15 protein-coding genes are annotated in these 18,889 nt (G+C 46.5%); 1 reads left to right on the top strand and 14 read right to left on the bottom strand.

Features of this window, described 5'->3' with window-relative positions; genetic code table 11:
• Positions 1-22: 22 nt before the first annotated feature.
• From ABEW34_RS28915 to ABEW34_RS28890, 6 genes are all read right to left on the bottom strand, one after another.
• Complete coding sequence (locus tag ABEW34_RS28915; RefSeq protein WP_430164344.1) at positions 23-667, bottom strand: SDR family oxidoreductase; 645 nt, start codon at positions 665-667, stop codon at positions 23-25.
• A gap of 417 nt (positions 668-1,084) precedes the next feature.
• Positions 1,085-2,287 carry an S-layer homology domain-containing protein gene (locus tag ABEW34_RS28910; protein WP_430164341.1) on the bottom strand — a complete coding sequence of 401 codons (1,203 nt, stop codon included), beginning with the start codon at positions 2,285-2,287 and terminating at the stop codon, positions 1,085-1,087.
• A 56-nt stretch (positions 2,288-2,343) separates the two neighbouring features.
• A complete protein-coding gene (locus ABEW34_RS28905) occupies positions 2,344-3,693 on the bottom strand; it encodes a cohesin domain-containing protein (RefSeq protein WP_430164338.1) in 1,350 nt (449 codons plus the stop codon).
• A 20-nt stretch (positions 3,694-3,713) separates the two neighbouring features.
• Entirely contained in the window at positions 3,714-3,959 is a 246-nt protein-coding gene (locus tag ABEW34_RS28900) for a dockerin type I repeat-containing protein (RefSeq protein WP_430164335.1), read from the bottom strand.
• A 549-nt stretch (positions 3,960-4,508) separates the two neighbouring features.
• Positions 4,509-4,727, bottom strand: coding sequence for a hypothetical protein (locus tag ABEW34_RS28895; RefSeq protein WP_430164333.1), 219 nt, complete (start codon positions 4,725-4,727; stop codon positions 4,509-4,511).
• A 56-nt stretch (positions 4,728-4,783) separates the two neighbouring features.
• Positions 4,784-5,227 (bottom strand): nuclear transport factor 2 family protein, encoded by a 444-nt coding sequence (locus ABEW34_RS28890; RefSeq protein WP_056042876.1) that lies wholly within the window; start codon positions 5,225-5,227, stop codon positions 4,784-4,786.
• A 178-nt stretch (positions 5,228-5,405) separates the two neighbouring features.
• Between ABEW34_RS28890 and ABEW34_RS28885 the strand changes: the two genes are divergently transcribed.
• The gene (locus tag ABEW34_RS28885; protein WP_430164330.1) at positions 5,406-5,975 is read left to right on the top strand and encodes a TetR/AcrR family transcriptional regulator; all 570 of its coding nucleotides are present in this window, start codon (positions 5,406-5,408) and stop codon (positions 5,973-5,975) included.
• Between the two features lie 121 nt (positions 5,976-6,096).
• Here the strand turns inward: ABEW34_RS28885 and ABEW34_RS28880 are convergent, their stop codons facing one another.
• From ABEW34_RS28880 to istB, 8 genes are all read right to left on the bottom strand, one after another.
• Positions 6,097-7,707 (bottom strand): glycoside hydrolase family 43 protein, encoded by a 1,611-nt coding sequence (locus tag ABEW34_RS28880; RefSeq protein ID WP_430164327.1) that lies wholly within the window; start codon positions 7,705-7,707, stop codon positions 6,097-6,099.
• 22 nt (positions 7,708-7,729) lie between these two features.
• Positions 7,730-9,310 carry a response regulator transcription factor gene (locus ABEW34_RS28875; RefSeq protein WP_430164324.1) on the bottom strand — a complete coding sequence of 527 codons (1,581 nt, stop codon included), beginning with the start codon at positions 9,308-9,310 and terminating at the stop codon, positions 7,730-7,732.
• Positions 9,298-11,007 (bottom strand): sensor histidine kinase, encoded by a 1,710-nt coding sequence (locus tag ABEW34_RS28870; RefSeq protein WP_430164322.1) that lies wholly within the window; start codon positions 11,005-11,007, stop codon positions 9,298-9,300. The genes ABEW34_RS28875 and ABEW34_RS28870 overlap by 13 nt, the downstream gene beginning before the upstream one ends.
• Before the next feature lie 149 nt (positions 11,008-11,156).
• On the bottom strand, positions 11,157-12,512 hold the full coding sequence (locus ABEW34_RS28865) for an ABC transporter substrate-binding protein (protein WP_430164320.1): 1,356 nt from the start codon (positions 12,510-12,512) through the stop codon (positions 11,157-11,159).
• A 122-nt stretch (positions 12,513-12,634) separates the two neighbouring features.
• Positions 12,635-13,471, bottom strand: coding sequence for a carbohydrate ABC transporter permease (locus ABEW34_RS28860; RefSeq protein ID WP_430164318.1), 837 nt, complete (start codon positions 13,469-13,471; stop codon positions 12,635-12,637).
• Positions 13,472-13,487: 16 nt separating this feature from the next.
• Positions 13,488-14,420 carry a carbohydrate ABC transporter permease gene (locus ABEW34_RS28855; RefSeq protein WP_430164315.1) on the bottom strand — a complete coding sequence of 311 codons (933 nt, stop codon included), beginning with the start codon at positions 14,418-14,420 and terminating at the stop codon, positions 13,488-13,490.
• Positions 14,421-14,732: 312 nt separating this feature from the next.
• Positions 14,733-17,048, bottom strand: a complete 2,316-nt coding sequence (locus tag ABEW34_RS28850) for a glycoside hydrolase family 95 protein (RefSeq protein ID WP_430164312.1) — start codon at positions 17,046-17,048, stop codon at positions 14,733-14,735.
• Positions 17,049-17,655: 607 nt separating this feature from the next.
• The gene (gene istB, locus ABEW34_RS28845; RefSeq protein WP_430164595.1) at positions 17,656-18,381 is read right to left on the bottom strand and encodes an IS21-like element helper ATPase IstB; all 726 of its coding nucleotides are present in this window, start codon (positions 18,379-18,381) and stop codon (positions 17,656-17,658) included.
• Between the last annotated feature and the right edge of the window lie 508 nt (positions 18,382-18,889).

Raw genomic sequence — 18,889 nt, 5'->3', positions numbered from 1 at the left:
GGATTTATACGGCAGAAGCTTTTTAGACTTTTTTCAATGCATCGACAATCAGATCGTCACCAGCAATCAAGTCAAACGCCCGCTTGTAGGTATGCTTATCATCCAATGCGGCCAAAATAGCATGAGCTACATCTTCACGAGGAATACTGCCAGAAGTGATATTCTCAGCAGCAAATACTTTTCCTGTACCCGGTTCATTCAAAAGAATGCCTGGACGTAATATCGTGTATGTCAACTTGCTGCTTTCCAGCAGTCTGTCTGCATAATGCTTTGCTGCGTAATATGGAACAATCTCAGTGTGCCAGTTCTCACGGTTATTCGCCTGAATGGCACTGATCATAATAAATCTGCCAATGCCTGCTTTTTCAGCCGCTTCAATCGTTTTCACAGCACCATCCAAGTCAATCAACAGTGTTTTATCATGACCTGTCTTGCCTCCTGAGCCCGCGGTAAACACAATGGCGTCACAGCCCTCAGCGGCTGCGGCAATGGAATCGACCGTTCCTTCCAAATCTGCAAGCACTGTTTCGACGCCCTGCTTCTCATAGGCATCGGCTTGTTCTTTTTTTCGTACCATCGCCCGGACGGTGTGCTCTTGGCTTGCTTTCAACAGTTGAATAAGGCGCTGTCCGATTTGTCCATTCGATCCGACTACTAACACCTTCATATTCAAACCCTCCTCGTTATGAAATATTGCCAGTCTATTGCGATAGCTCCTACGGATACCAGCAATGCTTGAGTATTGTGGGTAAAGGACGCTTTTGTGCGCAAACGATCTGTGATCCGTTAACAACATGATCCGTACGCCAAATCGAATAAAAGCATGCGCATGCATTTAATTTAGCGTAAAAAACAAATGATGTCAAGTCATGTATACCATTCATATAATCGTCATTAATTGAAAATAAGCTTCAGACTTTTTACCTCTCGGTTTTAGTTGTCTTGTATCCAGTCTCACGAATTTCTAAATTCACACTAAGATCTCGCAGCGCCTGCTAACTAAAAATAACCAAATCTTAATCCTTTTTATCTTAGAAGTCATTTAAAGCTGCTAGCTTCACTAAATGATAAGTTGATTGCTTTATTAATTGGCGAGAGACTGCTCTCCGCCATCCGAGCTCCGGGTATAGCGGTGATCCGTGGACGCCTCCTGAATGTGTCCGAATGCCCAATGACTTGCCGGAACATCCTTCCAGGCGGCTTTCTCGCCCGTGAGTGGACCGCGCTCCAGCACGCGGTTCAAAATGACGACCGCTTCTGCGTGCGTCAGCGAGTCGTTCGGTCGGAACAGACCGTTGCCAGAGCCGGACATGATGCCAGCTGTGCTTACTCGTCCGATCGCTTCAGACGCCCAGAGGCTGTCAGTATCCTTGAACGATGCTTTAGCATCACCCGCTGCCATTCCGTTTTTCAGCAAGCGATCAACAACCACTGCCATTTCCGCACGGGTAATCAGCTTGTCGGGCATGAAGCGACCGTCGGAGCCCTTCATGTAGCCCTGTGCCGTCGCTTGCGCAATCGGTTGCTTCGCCCAAACGGCGGACGGCAGATCGGAGTAAGCAGCATCCGCTGCTCCTGTAGCGGTACCCGGCATCGCTCTGGATAGCAGCGCCGCCATCTCCACACGCCGAACTGCTTGATTCGGACGGAATGTACCGTCGCTGTACCCTTGAATGTAAGCTGCATGAGACGCACTATCCACGTTCAACTTCACGATGGAAAAGGTGCTGAACTTCCTGATGGTAAATCGGATGCCCGGCTTGTCCGTTCCGTTGTAGCCGACCTGTTCACCCTTCACCCATTCCTTCGTACCGTCGCTATGCTCGATGAAAACGCCCAGCTTCTCCAGCTCCGCCTTTGGCAAATCCTCCCCTACCGGCAGCTCAAGGGTTACCTCGCGGCTGCTCATGCTCGTCTCGACCGTCATCGGCCGACCAATCAGCTGCAAGCCGTCCGCCGTCGCTAGTCGGAGAAGTGTTGGCTCCTCTTTGAGGCTCGCTTCCACCTTCTTGCGTTCGACAGCTGCCTTGATCGGTACGATATGGAAATATACTTCCTCCTGCAAGCCTTGCAAGGAGCGGCTCGGTATGAGGATGCCGCCGTTGTTGGTCCAGATTTGCAAATCAACGCCTTGCGCGGCAAACTGCTTCGCAGCCTCTGCCGGCAGCTTAATAATCAAATCGGATACCTCGTCCTTCTTGTTAGGAATGACGATTCTGGCCGTAGACGAGCCGGCTTCCTTCAATTGCTTAAGCGCCTGCTCCGCCTGTGCCCACGTCAATGTCACTTCGTCTTTCTTGCTGCCATCTGCAAGGGTCGTTCTTGCAATAGTCGTGTTGGCGACTACACCGCCCTTACCGCTGCCATCGCTAAGGAGATGACCTCCGTCCCGCTGCCTGGCGTGGCGTTAAAATTCGTCGGTGCTCCAGGAACCGAAACAGGAGCGACTGCCTCCGAAGCCGGGCTCAGACCGGATGCGCCGGAAAGATTGACCGACTTAACCGCAAATACGTAGGATGTACCGTTAGCCAGTCCTTCTGCAGTATACGCATTGGTGCTAACCCCACCAGCGATTTCTACCCAATCGTTGACGTCGTCAGGCCCAGCTTCTCCCTCATAAAGGTATACTTTATACGCCTCCGCCATCGGCACGACTGGCCAAGTCAGCCCGATCTTGCCATCACCCGGAGTCGCAGTGACCAATGCCGGAGCTGCGGGCGGAACGACGACGGAAACTTTGCCGTTTGCGACCGTATTGTTCATCTCCACGGCATGCACGTATGTAAACGTCAGCTCCCGCACGTCATTCGGCGTCTCGATAGTCAGCGCGTGATCGCCGATCGTCGCGTCATCTTCAACTGCGAACTTGATCGTGAAGAGGGTCTGAGCATCCTGAGAAGCCGGAATCGGGCTATCTCCGCCCGTCAGATCCAGCCAAGAAACAATCAACCAGCCGTCAGTATTGTCATAGTTCGACATGAAGCCTTGTTCCACGATCCCATCGTAGCTTATCGCGTCCGGATCGGACTTAATCCGTATGCCATAGGAGGCAACCTCCTTATCAAGCTTCGCCTTCACCGGCACGGAGACGATGCCGTCCTCCCCTGGCTTGATGGACGCCGAGCCGATTTCAATGGCCGCATTTCCTGATGGAGAGACGGTCACCCTCCCGCTCACGAGATCGGCAGATACTGGATTGACGTCCTCGTAAAGCTGGCCCTGAACGACCGTAAGGGAGGAGTCGCCTGCCGGCACGCCTTCCTTGATCTTGAACCGCAGCGTGAACAGCTCGCTGGAGTCTTCTATAAAACCGGTAAGCGTCAACCTCAGTTTCAGACTTCCGGTTGTTGCTTTGTCTACGAGCAAAAGTGCGTTGGAGTCGATCGCTCGGACCAGCCCGCTAATGGCTGCTTCATCACCTGCCACCGGCTCAAGCACGTTCGGATCGTAATTAATCGCAATATCCGACCGGTAGACATACAGATCGGAGCTATTCGAGTCGAAGAAAACGGGCACATCGATATAAGTCCCCGGCGCTCCGGCCACTGTACCGACACGCACAGAGGGCGTGCCCGACGGGGCAGCGGACGCTTTCGGAAGTGCCGGCAGCAGCAGCACCAGCACCAGCACCAAAGCAAGGATAGCGCTGAACTTGCCGCGCAGTCCAGATCGGTTAACATAAGAGTCGTTCAATGTATTCACCTCAAGGTTTCTTAGGTTGCATTGCCCATATAGATGTTCATGATCAAGGCAGCATCTGCTTCGGTCACTTCACCGTCATCATCCATGTCGAGCGCTTCGAGCTGATCTGCCGTCAACGTGATTTTGCCTTTCAGATGCTTGGTGATGAGCAGCGCGTCCGCAGGCGTTACCGCGCCGTCCCCATTAGCATCTCCCTTCAGCGCTATGATAAGCTCGACCTTGCCGGCCGTCTCGGAATACGCTCCGCCAGAATCCATACGTCGGTCAGGTTGAGCCAGGGCTGCAGCGTCGGGCGATTGTAGTATGAAGCGCCGTTATAGGAAGTACGATAGATCTTCGTCTTGTTCATAACTACGTAAAACATCTCTCCGACGAAATCTACCGCGATTTCTCCCGTCGAGTAGCCTTCCTCTGGAAACATGTTAAAGACGGATTCCAGGTCGACGAAGTAGCCCCCAGATTTCCAAACTTTACCATCAAAGTGAAGCGCGTAGCCAAGCTCTCCTTGCCCGGTGCTGCCTCGGCTTGATCCTCTTGATATCTTGCGGTGAATTGAGGTACAGGGGACCAACCGCGGCATTCGCCTCGGGGGACGGTAGCGCCAATTCGGCCCTGCTTGCCGGCATAAAAAATGCACCCCCTAGAATTTCAGCGGATAAACCAGGGGTTTATTCCAATGTCTATTCTAAGGGGTGCACTTCAAAGTTGGCCAAGTCATTCTTGTCGTTAGTATACGTGGCTGCCATTTTCAAATGGTCTCAGTGATGTTCGGGGGACATCTAATCAAATATAGCTAAAAAATGTTCTTACTTAAGCTCATAGTAAACATCCGGTACGGGCGTTTGTTTGAAAATGGATTGTTGCCTCAAGTAGGCTTTCCCATTTACCTGAACTTCAAGCTCATTGAAGCTTTCAATGAGACCCCAACCAACCATTTTATCCTGATTAAGAACAATCACGAAATAACCCATAAAAATCGCATTATCAAACTCGAAATCAGAGTTAAGTGTTGTATTTACAATCATAATTTTGCACTCCTCTCTTTTAAACAAGGTATTCCCGTCTTTTGGTAATATTTTGCTTAGCTTTGTAAAACCTTTGCTTCAACAAAAATGTATTTTGATGTGCGCTCCTTAATGAGCCACTTTTCATTTTGGCGTACATATACATCATGATATTGAACACTATAATCAGTGAGGACTTCTGTGCCCTCCTCACCGTCACGCAACATTTTTATATGAGAAAATACGACTCCCGTTGCAGTATCTCCATCCACGTTTACAACATGCTGCCCGTTCAGAGAGAAGTATCGTTTCACAAGTGAAACGTGACCGTTGAACTCCTCCTCCAGTTGTGCGGTGCCAGAAACATTAGACACCAATTGGTCACTCATATATATTTTAAATTGGGTATCTGGTGTAAATAATAGCATTTGATCCGAAATTCTTTTCTCATCGGTTAAAGTTGCATAAGCATCCACAAGTTCTCTTAATTCAAGTTTTGCTTGGAGCGTTTCTAGTGACATGATGTTATCCTCCTGGTAATTTGGATTAGAGTAAGTAATCCAACACTTGTTGAACAACTTATTCTTATTGCTTATTATATAAGGTATATCGATTCGTTCAATTGTTAATCATTCGGTTTTTGTTCGATATTCAACAGAAGATCGTGTTTTGTTGTATTTTTTCAGGGAGGTTATGCAATTGGAAGGTAAAGTTGACAGAAGAATTACAAGAACAAAAGAGGCAATTTTTCAATCCTTTATTACTTTGGTCTCTGAGAAGGACTTTGAAAGCATTACGATCAACGATATCGCAGATCGGGCTAATATCAATAGAGGCACCGTATATTTTCATTTTGATGATAAATACGACCTTCTGAACAAATGCATAGACGAAAACCTAAATAAAATGATCTCGGCTACGACTGAAACAAATGCAAGCGGGGAGACTGTCGATTTGATAAAATCCTCCTTTTTGCCCGTTATGAATTATTTTGCAGAGAACCATCGATTTTATGCATCTATGCTTGCGAATAAAGGAATACCTATATTTCGTGAACGGATGCTAGAACTCGTTACGAGTCACATCAAACTCAACATTGATATGGGTGGCAATAATCAGAATTACAGCAAGGAGCTAGTGACTCAATTTATGGGCTCGGCATTTGTAGGGGTAATCGAATGGTGGATTCTCAATAACATGCCACAATCTCCTATTGAGGCCGCTGATCAGTTATGGGGTTTGTTGAAACGGAATCAAGTCATCAATTAATTTAATTGAAGTCATGCTGCTCATGGCACGACTTCATTTCCAAAAATTTCTGAGTAGCTACTATCAAATGATACACAAACAAAAAAGCTCCCGATACGAATCGGCAGCCTCTTTGTTTATTTCACAAATCCAGTGCGCTAACTGTAAACCAGCCAAATTCAGCCCATCCAGGTGGTACCTGTTCCTTAATGGCGCTTGTCGTCTGATCTTTTACAACATCCGATTTAGCATATACGCCTATTTTTGCTCCTACCCATTTGCTGACTGTTGCTTGAAATAAAGGTGCGTTCAGAGCCTCGAAGTGCTCCCCATCTAAACTATATCCAAAGGAGCAGCGAGCTCCAGGATGGACGTCTGCCCGCAACACAACTTGATTTGCTTCAATAGGAGCTTCCCAAATCACCGTTTCCTGATCCTCGTTTCCGTATACCAGCTGCAATTTTCTTGTATTCATAGATTTGCTGCAGCAAACACGAAAAGCAGCATACTGGTATCCAAACACAATTAATCCGGCCTCCACTCCAGCTGGAGCAGCTGAAATGTCCAGTAAGGTAGAGACTCTGAACGAAGGCGCCGGAAACTTCTGCAACAACAAATGCGGGGCATGAAACAATGTATCTTCCCTATTCAGTCGCGGCTGGGCAAACAATCTTAGCCAGCCCGGCCGCTGCGACAGAGAGTACCAGGTGTCAGACGGATTGGCCTGCCACTGCCATTGCACGCCAAGAGCGGATGCTGCAAAATGATCAGATGCAGTCGGCACTTCGCAAGGATACTCCCTTCCTACATCAGGTTTGCGGTACCGTTCGAGCGGTTCTCCCACACCATTACCATCCACAGCATTCCCCATAACCGGCCAGCCATCGACCCATGCAACAGGCTGCATATGCACAATTCTGCCGTAAGCACCTTTATCCTGAAAATGCAGAAACCATGATTCCCCGGATTCTAATTCTACCCATCCCCCCTGATGAGGGCCATTCACCTGTGATGCTCCCTGAATAAGCACAACACGCTCCTCATACGGACCGTAAGGACTGGTAGCCCGAAATACGGCTTGCCAGCCGTTCTCCACACCACCAGCAGGAGCAAACACATAATAGTACCCTTGCCTCTTGTACATTTTTGGGCCTTCCAGTGTGGGATGCCGCTGAGAATCGTGGAAGATAATCTGGCCTTCGCCTAACAGTCTTTTCCCATCAGGCGACATAGGGCGCAGACACAAGCGATGCTTAAGGCCGCTGCGGCTTTTGGCAAATGCGTGAATCAAATAGGCTTGTCCATCCTCATCCCAGAAAGGGCAAGTATCAATGAGGCCTTGACCCGCGTGTACAAGATGCAGCTCCGACCATTCTCCTGCTGGGTCCTCGGCGGTCGTCATAAAAATACCTACATCAGGGTCACCATAAAAAATCCAATACCGGTTGTCATGATACCGGAGGCTCGGTGCCCATACGCCATTCCCATGCTGAGGTCTGTCGTAACCTTCCAGCGGCATACGCTGCAGGGCATGATTGATAAGACGCCAGTTTACCAAATCCTTTGAATGCAGAATCGGAAGTCCTGGAATATGTCCAAAGCTGGAAGCCGTCATGTAGAAATCTTCACCTACCCGAATGACATCAGGATCAGAATAGTCAGCGTGCAGTATAGGGTTTCTGTAAGTCCCGTCCCCCAGATCAGCAGTCCACGGTTCCAACCCATATTTCGGTTTGATAGGTTCCTTCATCATTTTCGTTTCCTCCATTGTTCAGCTATTTTTGTTTGAACTCGCTTGGGCTCATGCCCGTGTACTTTTTAAATACTTTAGAAAAATACGCACGGTCTGAGTATCCCAGCATATAAGCTACATTCTCTGCCGTTTCATTTTGTCCACCGAGCAATCGTTTGGCCTCCTCCATTTTCAGAAGATGAACATGATCCGTAAAATTCAAACCGGCCAGTTTCTTGAAATATCGCGAGAAGTAGTTTGGGTTAAGATGCAGATATTGCGCAATATCAATAGAAGTCACATTTTTGTAGATATACTGATAAATAAAAGCGTTTATTACCTTAAGATCAGGATTTGTGTTCTGATTGTCTGTGTAAGCCGAGCGCTTCTTCTCCATAAAGTCGTCTGAAAAAACACTAATAATCACAAGGGCCTCTCCTAAATTCAACGCTTGCTTTATCTCCTGTTGCAGTCGCTCATCCATTGTCCCCTTTAATTGATATACCGCCTGCTGCAGCATGCGGATCAGCAAATCCTGAACTTGTTTAGCTTCCGGTTTTTTTTCACGAATAAGCTTTTCGATGGTGCTTGCATATATGAGGACAAGGGAGCTGTTAAACTCGCTTAATGCGGCTGCCCATTTCTGACAATAGGGTTCAATAGCAGTTAAGTCTATATCGTCTCTTGTTTCAGCTTGGCTTTCAGGCCCATCAATTGTAATCAACCACGCAGATTCGTAATACGAGCTTTGCTGTTTCCTGATCATTTCATCAACCTTCGACTTCAGTTGAGCCAGTCCAACGGGCTGAAGGGAGATTAAGAAACAGCAATTAATTTTTAGAAATTCCAAAATTTTCTCATGAATGTGGTTGAGATGCCCACTGACAGCTAATTGTTCATCTGAGTTGCCGGAGAGGTTAGCAATAAACCATAACTGCAGCCCTTCGGCTTGAATCGGAGTAATCCCGGTTCCTTCCGTTAGTTCTTTGGCTATGTTGTACGCTGCATATTTGACCAGCTCCAGGTTGTTCCGATGATAAACGTTCAGCATGGAGCCTATATCAAGATGGCATAAAATAACCATATAATTAGGATATACCCACTCGATCCCGAGTCTTTCTCCTTGCTTTAATAATGACTCGGGCTCAGAAGCCTTAAGAATTTCAAGAAAGAAACGCTGGATTAATAGATCCTTATTCCGCTCAACATCGCTTTTATAGGCTATCTTCTCCAGTTCAGTTTGGGCAGATTTCATTTTTGCAACCGCTTTTTCGACACTTTGAATAATTTTATCAGGGCTTAATTCGTCTTTGACGATATAATCATCCGCTTCAATACTCATTGCTTCTTTAAGATAATGAAAATCCTCATGGCAAGTTAAAAAAATAATCCGCAGCTCGGGATATACAGACCGGAAATATTGAGCGAGCTCTATACCGTTTCCATCAGGTAATCCAATATCCGTAAGCAGGATGTCCGGATACTCTTTCATAAATAATTCCTTGGCTTCACTAACTGAAAAAGCTGCAGCACAGACCGACAGATCATGACTTTCCCAGGGGACAAGCCTTTGCAAATATTCAACAACCGGCACATCATCGTCAATTAGCATCACTTTGGCCATGTTACATTTCCTTTCCAACTATTCATTCCGGGTATCCGTAAAATACATACAAAACCCTTGGGGTCATTTGGCGCAACCGTAAAAGATGTTCCCTCACCATAACTGAGAAATAAACGCCTTTTCACATTGTGAAGACCTACGCCTTTTTCATCTGTCGACTGTTCTCCTGAAATCAGCTTTCCACTCAGCTCCTGTAATTCCTCTTCACTGATCCCGCTGCCGTTGTCCTCCACCCGGATTTCTATCATGTGATTAACCGCCTCGACAATTACACGAATGCAGGGATTTGTAATATTCCGTTTTATTCCATGAACGATACTGTTCTCTACCAGGGGCTGAAGCAGCAGTCTTGGTACAATTAATTGGCGGTATTGTTCAGGCAAGACGATATCGAGCTTAATGTTTATCCGGTTTCGCAGCCGCATAATGGACAAATATTCTGTTAACAGATTACATTCCTCATATAAAAACAAAGGCTCATTTACCCGCAAATGGGCCCGCAATAAAATCATTAAGGAATCAATATTCTCACTATTTGAGAAATCTCCCTCCAAGGCCAGATTGCATTTAATCGAATTTAAGGTGTTAAGCAGAAAATGCGGTTGAATCTGAGAAAAAAGAGCATACAATTCGATCGTTCGCTTCTCTTCTTGTTCCTCCTCAATTTTTCTCATTAAGGAATGAATATTATTGAGCATATGATTAACCGCGCTGCCGAGCTGAGCGATTTCGTCTTGCCCCTTCACACTGTAGCGGACCGAAGTATTCCCTTCTCCATATTGCTTAACCACGCGCATCAGCTTTCCTATCGGACGATTAAGCCCCCTGGCAATCACAAAAGATATAAAGAGAAATATAAATAAAACAATCAGTATTCCCATCAGTAAAAAGGAAAAGCGCTGTATAATCTCGCCTGTAACCTCTTTTATATCCACTTCAAAGGTCAGCTTCCATGGCGTACCTGCTACCTCTGCCTGCTCCAGCATCCAGCCTTTTTGCGCATCTGCCGGCAGATGCGGGGCACTCCCTTCCATCCCGGCTATGAGCAGATTCTCCTCGCTATACAGCGAGAATTTCCCATTTGTTGTATTTTCAAATAATTGGTTGAAATAAGACTCGGGAATCCCGATAAATAAGGTGCCCAATATTCGGTTTTGTACAGGATCGTAAACGGACTTTTTGCAATAATAATAGTATTGTTCTGATGCCCTTTTCTGCATTATCTCAGGCAACTCTGACCGGAACCATTGCACGACTCCGGAAGCTGCCTCGGCTGTAGTCATGTGCTCGAACTGCTTATCCATTTTTAGCAGCTTAATATCTTCAGTTGTTAGAGAACCGACAAGTGGATAGTCCGCTTCATTAATAAAAAAAGTATCAACATGCAGCAGCGAGAGTTTGCCCACTAGAATAGTCATGCTCTCATTTAAATCCGTATAATTTTGATAATCCTCAAAATGATCAAAGTGCTGCAATTGATTAAGCTTTCTTAAATCGTCAAATATACCGTTAGCCTGAGGTGTCGTAAATTGATTTACCGTATACAAAATATCATTTGCGGTTTTAGATAGATCATTTGCCATTATGCCAGTGATCCCCTTCATATTTGCATGTGCATTAACTTCGCTGGACTGTTTGTTAGCAAAATAGGAGAACCCTGAAATGAACAGCAACGGGATAATCAAAAACAGCAGCAATGCTGCCTGAATCCTCCGGTAAAACGATATCCGATACAACCACCTCATGCTGTATTCCCCCAAAGTCTGCTTTCTTCTGATACTACACGAGGACTATCTAAAGAAAAATAGGGGAATCGAAATAAATTCGATCTCCCCTTTCGTTATGGTTATGGATTAGCGGCAATTATTTTTTGACCTTCATCCATCATGTATTTCTCTGCTTGCTCATAAGTGGAGTTATCGAGTAAATATTTATTGATTCCTGCTTCAGCCACTTTCTTCAATTGCTGCTGGTAAGCTACACTCACAGTTGAAGAGCCTGCCGTATGCACACGTTCATCGAACAGTACACTTGAGAGCACTTGATTATCCACCAAATCTGATTTATCACCAATAATCTTCGCCAGAACCGCTTTTCCATCTGCCTTCTTCCAGCCAGGGATTCTTCCCGACAGTTCGGCTCCTTCCATCGTTGCGAATTTGATGAACTCAAATGCAGCTTCTTTCTGCTTGGAGTTTTTATGCATGGTCAGAAAGCTACCGCTTATGCTTGTCAACCCAGGTTCTGCAGCCTCAGAGGAACGAGGCAATGGTGCAAAGGTGATCTTAAAATCTCTAGGATAGCTTTCTGTGTTTAAAAAAGCTTCATCCAATGCGTAGCCTGCAATAGGAAGCATGCTGGTAGTTCCATTCATAAAATCAGTAGCCCAGTGCTGCTTAGCAGCAAGTACATCAGCGAGAGGTTTTACCGATTTGTCTTCTACCTCCATCGCCCGGCGTAAATTAAACCAATATTCAAAGGAAGGATCATCGAAGAGCAGGGTACCATCTTCTTTTAGCTGAGGATTTTTGAAATCCGTGTAAGCAATCAGATTAGCGTATTCTCCAAAGGTATGAAAGTAGGTACCGTAGCGGTTTTCACCGCTCGCTGCAAGCTTTTTGGAATATTCTCTAAAGTCATCCCATGTCCAGTCAAAACCGGGAACCGCAAGGCCCGCTTCCTTCAGATGGGTTTCATTTAAGGCAACAAACCAGAAGCTGGCATCTGTCATCGCAGCATAGTGCTTGCCTTCAAAAATCGGGTTGCGGTAATATTCATTGTCAGGATTGATATTGCTTGCTGTAAAGAATTCATCTAAAGGATATAACATCCCATTACCCGCACGCTCTAGCACAAAGCCTTCGTTGTTGAGCAGAACGACATCCACCTCTTCACCTGATGCTGAGAGAACATCAAGCTTTTGAAGCATTTCTCTGGAGTCATTATTTTGTACAAGTGCCACATGCTCTACATTAATATGATCATTCTGTTCATTAAAAGCGGCCACCAGCTTCATCATCGGTTCTCCCGGGTCGCCTTTAGCATTGGTATACAATTTAATCGTAACCTTTTCAGCTGACGAATTTTGTCCGGCTTGATTTTCCGGCTTACTGGTGCCGCTTTCGTTTTTCCCGGCATTATTGCCGCAAGCGGCCAAAATCAACATTAAGCTCAGGAATAGAAAGATAGATGCCTTCTTCATGCGCTGTATCCCCTTTTTCTTATATAGAATGTGCTGCATCTTTATCATACTCATTTGTAAGCGTTTTACCGTGTAACCTGATGTGCTCTTTTTCGTGTGTAATTCCATTACATCCTGTTCTGCTATCCTTTTACACCGCCGACTGTAATGCCGTTAATCACTTGTTTTTGCAGGGCAATAAACACAATAATCAGCGGAATAATCGCCGAAACTGCGGCCATCATCATTAGTGAAACGTTGTTTGAATATTCCTGACGGAAGAACTGAATGCCGAGTGGCAGCGGATATAGCTCCTTCGTAAACAGAAAGATGAGCGGGTTCTGGTAATCGTTCCAGGTCCAGATAAACTTAATAATTCCTGCTGTGGCCAATATAGGTTTGCTAAGAGGCAATAAAATTTGGGCATAAATCCGAACGTAGCCTGCACCGTCAATCTTGGCCGATTCCATAAATTCATTGTGAACCCCTACCATAAACTGACGCATTAAGAACGTAAAGTACATGGAAAACATCAGCATGACGATAATGCCAGTATGCGTATTATATAAACCCATCCATTTTATCATAATAAATCTGGGAACCAGTGTCGCTTGTTCAGGAATAATCATAAAGGACATCATCATTCCAAACATCAAGCCTTTCCCGGGTGCTCTCAACTTGGCAAAAGAGAACGCGGCCATAGACGAAAAAAGAAGGGTAAATACGGTAGCGATAACAGAAAGCTTTAGGGAATTCCAATAAAATAGACCGAATGGGACATTCTCAAGCCACACCTTGTGAAAATTACTAATCCAATTCCAGTCCGTTGGAATCCATTGAATAGGGTATACCATGACATCTCGTTCAAATTTGGCGGAGGCAGAGAGCATCCATACCAGTGGAATAATAAAGAAGATAGACAAGCCGCCAAGCACAACAGTTACGATTATACGGCTCCAATCCCATTTTCTAGCCTTCATTCGTTCACCCCCTCTTCTAAGCTCTTTTTTCTTTCGCTTGAAAAATCCATGTGACTGAGGTCACCAAAATTACGAGTAAAAAAAGAATCCATGACATGGCTGAAGCATATCCCATATTAAAGTTAATGAAACCTTCTTCATAGATCCGGTATACAATTACAGTTGATGCATCGTTTGGTCCGCCATCGGTTAAAAACTTAATCAAATCAAACACTTTAAAGGAGCTTATTATCGTTGTAATGGTCAGGAATAACGTGGTTGGCGCTAATAGAGGCATCGTAATAAACCAAAATTTCTGGATTCCGTTTGCTCCGTCTATGTCGGCTGCTTCATATAGATCCTCCGAAATTTGAGTCAAGCCCGCCATAAAAATAATCATCTGGTATCCGAGTGCCTGCCAGATCGCAATGACCATAATGGCTATAATTGCGTAATGGGAGTCCACAAGCCATTTCGGCGGGTGCTCCAGGCCTATTTGCATCAAAAAGCGATTGATCGGCCCGCTTGACGGATGGTACAAGGCTGCCCACACGGCAGCGACCGCGACGGTAGAGCAAATATAAGGAATAAAAAACAACACTTTAAACAAATCCTTGGCATAGGCCTTGGTATGAATAATAACAGCCATAATCATTGCTGCTATTAGACCAACTGGAACCGTTATAGCCGTAAAAAAGATATTATTCTGAAGCGCCTTTAGAAATTTAGAATCCTCTGCCAATCGTGTGAAATTGTCAAACCCGACCCATTTCATCCCCTCAAACCCGTTCACCAGATTCCAGTCGGTAAAGCTTAGAAATAACGAAAAGATAAGCGGGAAGATAGCCAATATGATAATGCCTATCGCTTCCGGTGCTAGAAAGATCCACCCGATAACGCCCTCTTTCCGGCGTTGATTCCACCATTTCCTCTGAGGTCGATCTGTATTTCGTTTGATCGCCATGGACATCTTGATCCTACCTCCTGATTGTTGTTATTCACATAGGATCATTATAGGAATATATAGTGCGAGTGACTGCTTGTAATTTACACCTTTTTGCCGTGTATAATTTCTTATCTCACAAAGATCCCATGCATACAAAAAAGCCAAACAACGATTCCCTCCTACACAAGCGTAAACGGCTGAAGCCGCCCTCTGGCGGCAAAGCTACCGTTACGTGTAGAAATATAGAGAAAGGATCGAAAAATCACATCCTTTCTCTATATTTGAGAAATCGCTGTTTGGCTTATTGATTATAGAAGCTTGAGGTTATATATAAGGCTATAAATGAATTTCCTCACTTGAGGAGAAGGTATAGGTCTGTCCTACTTCAGCCATAAATTCCACTCTCTCGAGACCTGGCCCGCTTATTCTGAATAGGCCAGCTTCTGTGCACTCTACTCTGGCCTCTACAACCTTCAATTCCGACCACTGCAAGCTTATAGTGAATCCTCCACGCGCTCTAAGACCGCGGACGAATCCACTATCCCAGGCTGCCGGCAGTGCTGGCAGGAGCAGAATTTCTTCCGTATGACTTTGCAACAGCATCTCGGCGATACCTGCAGCTCCACCAAAATTACCGTCTATTTGAAACGGCGGATGATTGTCGAACAAATTAGGCAGTGTCGAATGATCTAATAATGCCACAACATTGGAGAGGGCTTTCTCCCCATCCTGAAGACGCGCCCAGAAATTAATGATCCAGGCACGGCTCCATCCCGTATGCCCGCCGCCAGCGCTCAGCCTGCGCTCCAGTGTTACACGGGATGCAGCCGCAAGCTCTGGCGTCTGCTCCAGGTTAAACTCGTCGCCAGGATAGAGGGCAAACAGATGGGAAATATGACGGTGACCCGGTTCCGGCTCCTCATAATCCTCCATCCATTCCTGAACCTGTCCATATTTGCCGATCTGTGGCCTCGGCAGCCGTTCCAGCGTGGTGGCAAGTTCTTCTGCGAACGGTTGATCCCGGTTCAGAATTTCACTGCTGCTTATGCAAGCGCCGAACAGCGCCCTAATGATTTGAAAATCCATAGAAGCTCCTACACAGAGTACACCGCTCTCCCCTCCGGGCAAGGTATAACGGTTCTCAGGAGATACGGAAGGACAGGTGACCAGCCTCCCTTCTGTATCTTCTATTAAATAATCCAGTAAAAACTCTGCCGACTCCTTCATCGTCTCATAGGCCTGTTCCAGAAAGCTGCGATCCTTTCCAAAACGATAATGCTCCCAAAGATGCAGGCAGAGCCATGCTGCGCCCATCGGCCAGAAGGAAGCCGGCAAATAAGTATCCTGCGGGGCGGTATCCGCCCAGATGTCTGTATTATGATGGGCTGTAAAGCCACGGCAGCCATACATGACTCTAGCTGTGTGGCGGCCAGGCTCTCTCATCCGCTCAATCAGCTCAAATAAAGGCTCGTGACACTCTGCTAAATTACAATTTTCCGCCAGCCAGTAGTTCATCTGAGTGTTAATGTTGATCGTAAATTTACTGTCCCATGGCGGCAGAAAGCTGTCATTCCAGATTCCCTGCAAATTGGCAGGCAAAGAACCGGGACGGCTGGAGGAGATCAGCAGATAGCGCCCATACTGAAAGTACAGGGCGACTAAACCATTATCCACCTTCCCTTCTTTGACCCTACTTAGCCTTTCATCAGTTGGCAGCTGCTCCATTACCCCATCAATTCCCGCGAGCCCCAGCTCCACCCGATCATATAGGGCTCTATAATCCTGAGTATGCTTTACGAGTAATTCATTATAGGACAGCTTCTCCAGTGTACCCAAATGTGATTTGCAGTGTGTCTCGGGGTCGCTGTATCGAAAGGTAGTGGCTGCCATAAGCAATAGAGTTACACTGTCCGCCTTCTCAATAAGGAGATGTTCACCAACCGTCCGGCAGCTTCCCCCTTCAAGGACGGCCTTTAGCACTACCCGGAACAAACTTCCCCCTTCTCCTCCGCATTCGCCTCTCATGACCAGTCCATCATGACCCCATTTTTCTGTCTTCTCCATATACTTCCACCGATTGCGGTTGAATCGGGCCTTCAGTGAGATAGCACCTGGTTTATCAGCCGTAAACCGCAGCACAATCGTCTGGTCGGGATGGCTAGCAAACAGTTCTCGAGAGCAGTTTACATCACCTAGACGATAGCCGACCCGGGCCACTCCGTCAGACAGATCCAGCTCCCGCCGATAATCCGCAGCCTCTTGGTCATGTCCGCCCATCGTAAGGAGCAGGTCACCGAGCGGCAAATAATGCCGCTGGGCTTCCGGCAGACCCGGCATTGTCAGTGCTGCAAGCTCCTCGGCCTCCTTCAGGCGTCCTTGCATCAGCAGCTCCCGCAGCTGCGGCAAATGAGGAAGCGCGTCCTCATTATTTCTATCCCGTGGTCCGCCGTACCATACCGTATCCTCATTTAGCTGAATCTTCTCTTCATATATTCCACCGAAGATCATCGCACCAAATCGGCCATTACCAATAGGAAGTGCCTCATTCCACTCTGAGGCAGGCTCTTTATACCACAACTTTTTCTTTTGTTCGTTATTCAACAAAATCCCTCCCTTGTAAATATGGTTGTCTCCGATTATGTATATAGACATTATATAAATAAACGGGATAGAAATACGCTTGTAATTTACACTTGTTACCGTGTATAAACCTCTCTTTTCAGAAGCATACTGCCTTTTCAATCCTTAAATGAGTCTGCTATAGCCTCCATTAAAATGACTCTTTCATTCTAATTTAAGCTTCTTAAACAAAGAATGTAGAAAATTAACTTATGCATGAACAATTCTATCCTCTTGTATGCTGCACTGAGCCGAAACGCGAAAAAACCTGATCGATCAACGTTCTTGATCGTATCAGGGCATATTTAAGTCTCATTTATGTTTTTTTTGCAAATTAGTGCTCTCTGTTTAGAAAAATAAATATTGTACTTTAGAACGCTATATCAGTCTAAGCTGTTCCATGATAAATAGATACTGATCAGTACTTGGAAAAAGAACACCATAGAAACCTTCCGATTTCTCCGCAGCTTCACTCCATATGTGACGAAGAAAATAGCGATAGCTAATTTAGAAATGCTTTGGTAGTAGCCCTGCTCTGAAAAGGATGAACTGCTGAATGATCATTAATTTTTGTTTTTTGCAAGTGAAAAATGCAGAGTTTTGCTGCGAAAAGTGCCAAGTACACTTGCCAGCTAAAACCTTACTGTGGAATACGTTCCATCGCTTGCTTGAGCCGAAAACTCTCGCCGGTGAAGGAGAGAATGTGGGCATGGTGTACCAGACGGTCGACCAGGGCCGACGTGAGCTTGGTCGACCCAAAAATCGAGGTCCATTGGCCGAACTCCAGATTGGAGGTTACGATCACGCTTTGCTGTTCATAGCAATCGGCAATCACGTTAAACAACAGCTCCGAGCCCGTCTGGCTAAACGGTACATAGCCGACCTCGTCCAGGATGAGCAGATCTACCTTCTTCAGCTTCTCCCGAAAGCGGCTGAGCGCGCCAGCCGCAAATTTTTCTTGCAGGACCGCCACCAGATCCGAGGCCCGGTAAAATTGCACAGCCTGTCCTCGCCTGCAGGCTTCCACTCCGAGTGCTGTAGCCATGTGGGTTTTCCCCGTCCCCACCGCGCCCATCAGCAGCAAATTCTCCCTGCAGGGCAGCCAGGTCATCTCCCGTAGTACATCCAGCGTATGCCCACCAGGAAACGTAATGTGGTCATCCACATACCCATCAAATGTCTTCAAGTGGGGAAATCCCGCCTGCTGCACGAGCTTCCCCAGTTTAGCCCTGCGCCGTCCTTCCTTCTCGGCCACAAGCAGCCGTTCGACGAGTTCGTTCATCTGTTCGTCCTGCTGCTGTGCGACGTAATCCACCACATGGGCCAGTCTGAGCTGTCGGCACAATTCCGTCAGATCGGGTTTCATTTCATCCCCCACCCCCATCAAGCAGCCATAACGCTGAAGCGTTTCGGTTTCCTGAGTCCCGGGTGGAGAAAGCGTCTCTGCCCAAGTAGCCGGAATGTCCCGGCCTGCTTGCTCTAAGCCCAGTGCTGCCGTCAACTGAGTAACGGTTGCTTCATCGCCCGCCTCCTCAAGCACACGCTGGATTCTTCAATCGACTGGAACAGCTCGCTGCTTCGTTGCGAAGGAATATCTGCTCCATAGGGATGAATATGCATCCGCTGCCAGTGGGGAAAGCGGCTAAGGGAGTTATTCTCTTCCAGGATTGAGCAGATGAAAAAGGCTTATGCACAGGTTTACAGCAAATTTTAACGCATCCATTGAGCTAACGGGCAGATTAACGCAACAGTATTCTGGAGCAGTGTGCCTTAGATTCAACTACGGATGGACGGAGCACCTTAGAGTTAGCAAAAGAAGGGGCTGTCCAGAAAGTCAGTGAAAGCTGACTTCTGGACGCCCCGTTTTTTTTGAA

Source organism: Paenibacillus algorifonticola, from assembly GCF_050481745.1.
GTDB lineage: Bacteria > Bacillota > Bacilli > Paenibacillales > Paenibacillaceae > Pristimantibacillus > Pristimantibacillus algorifonticola_A.
Note: the sequence above shows the minus strand (reverse complement) of the source record. Positions and strands in the feature narration are given on the sequence as shown.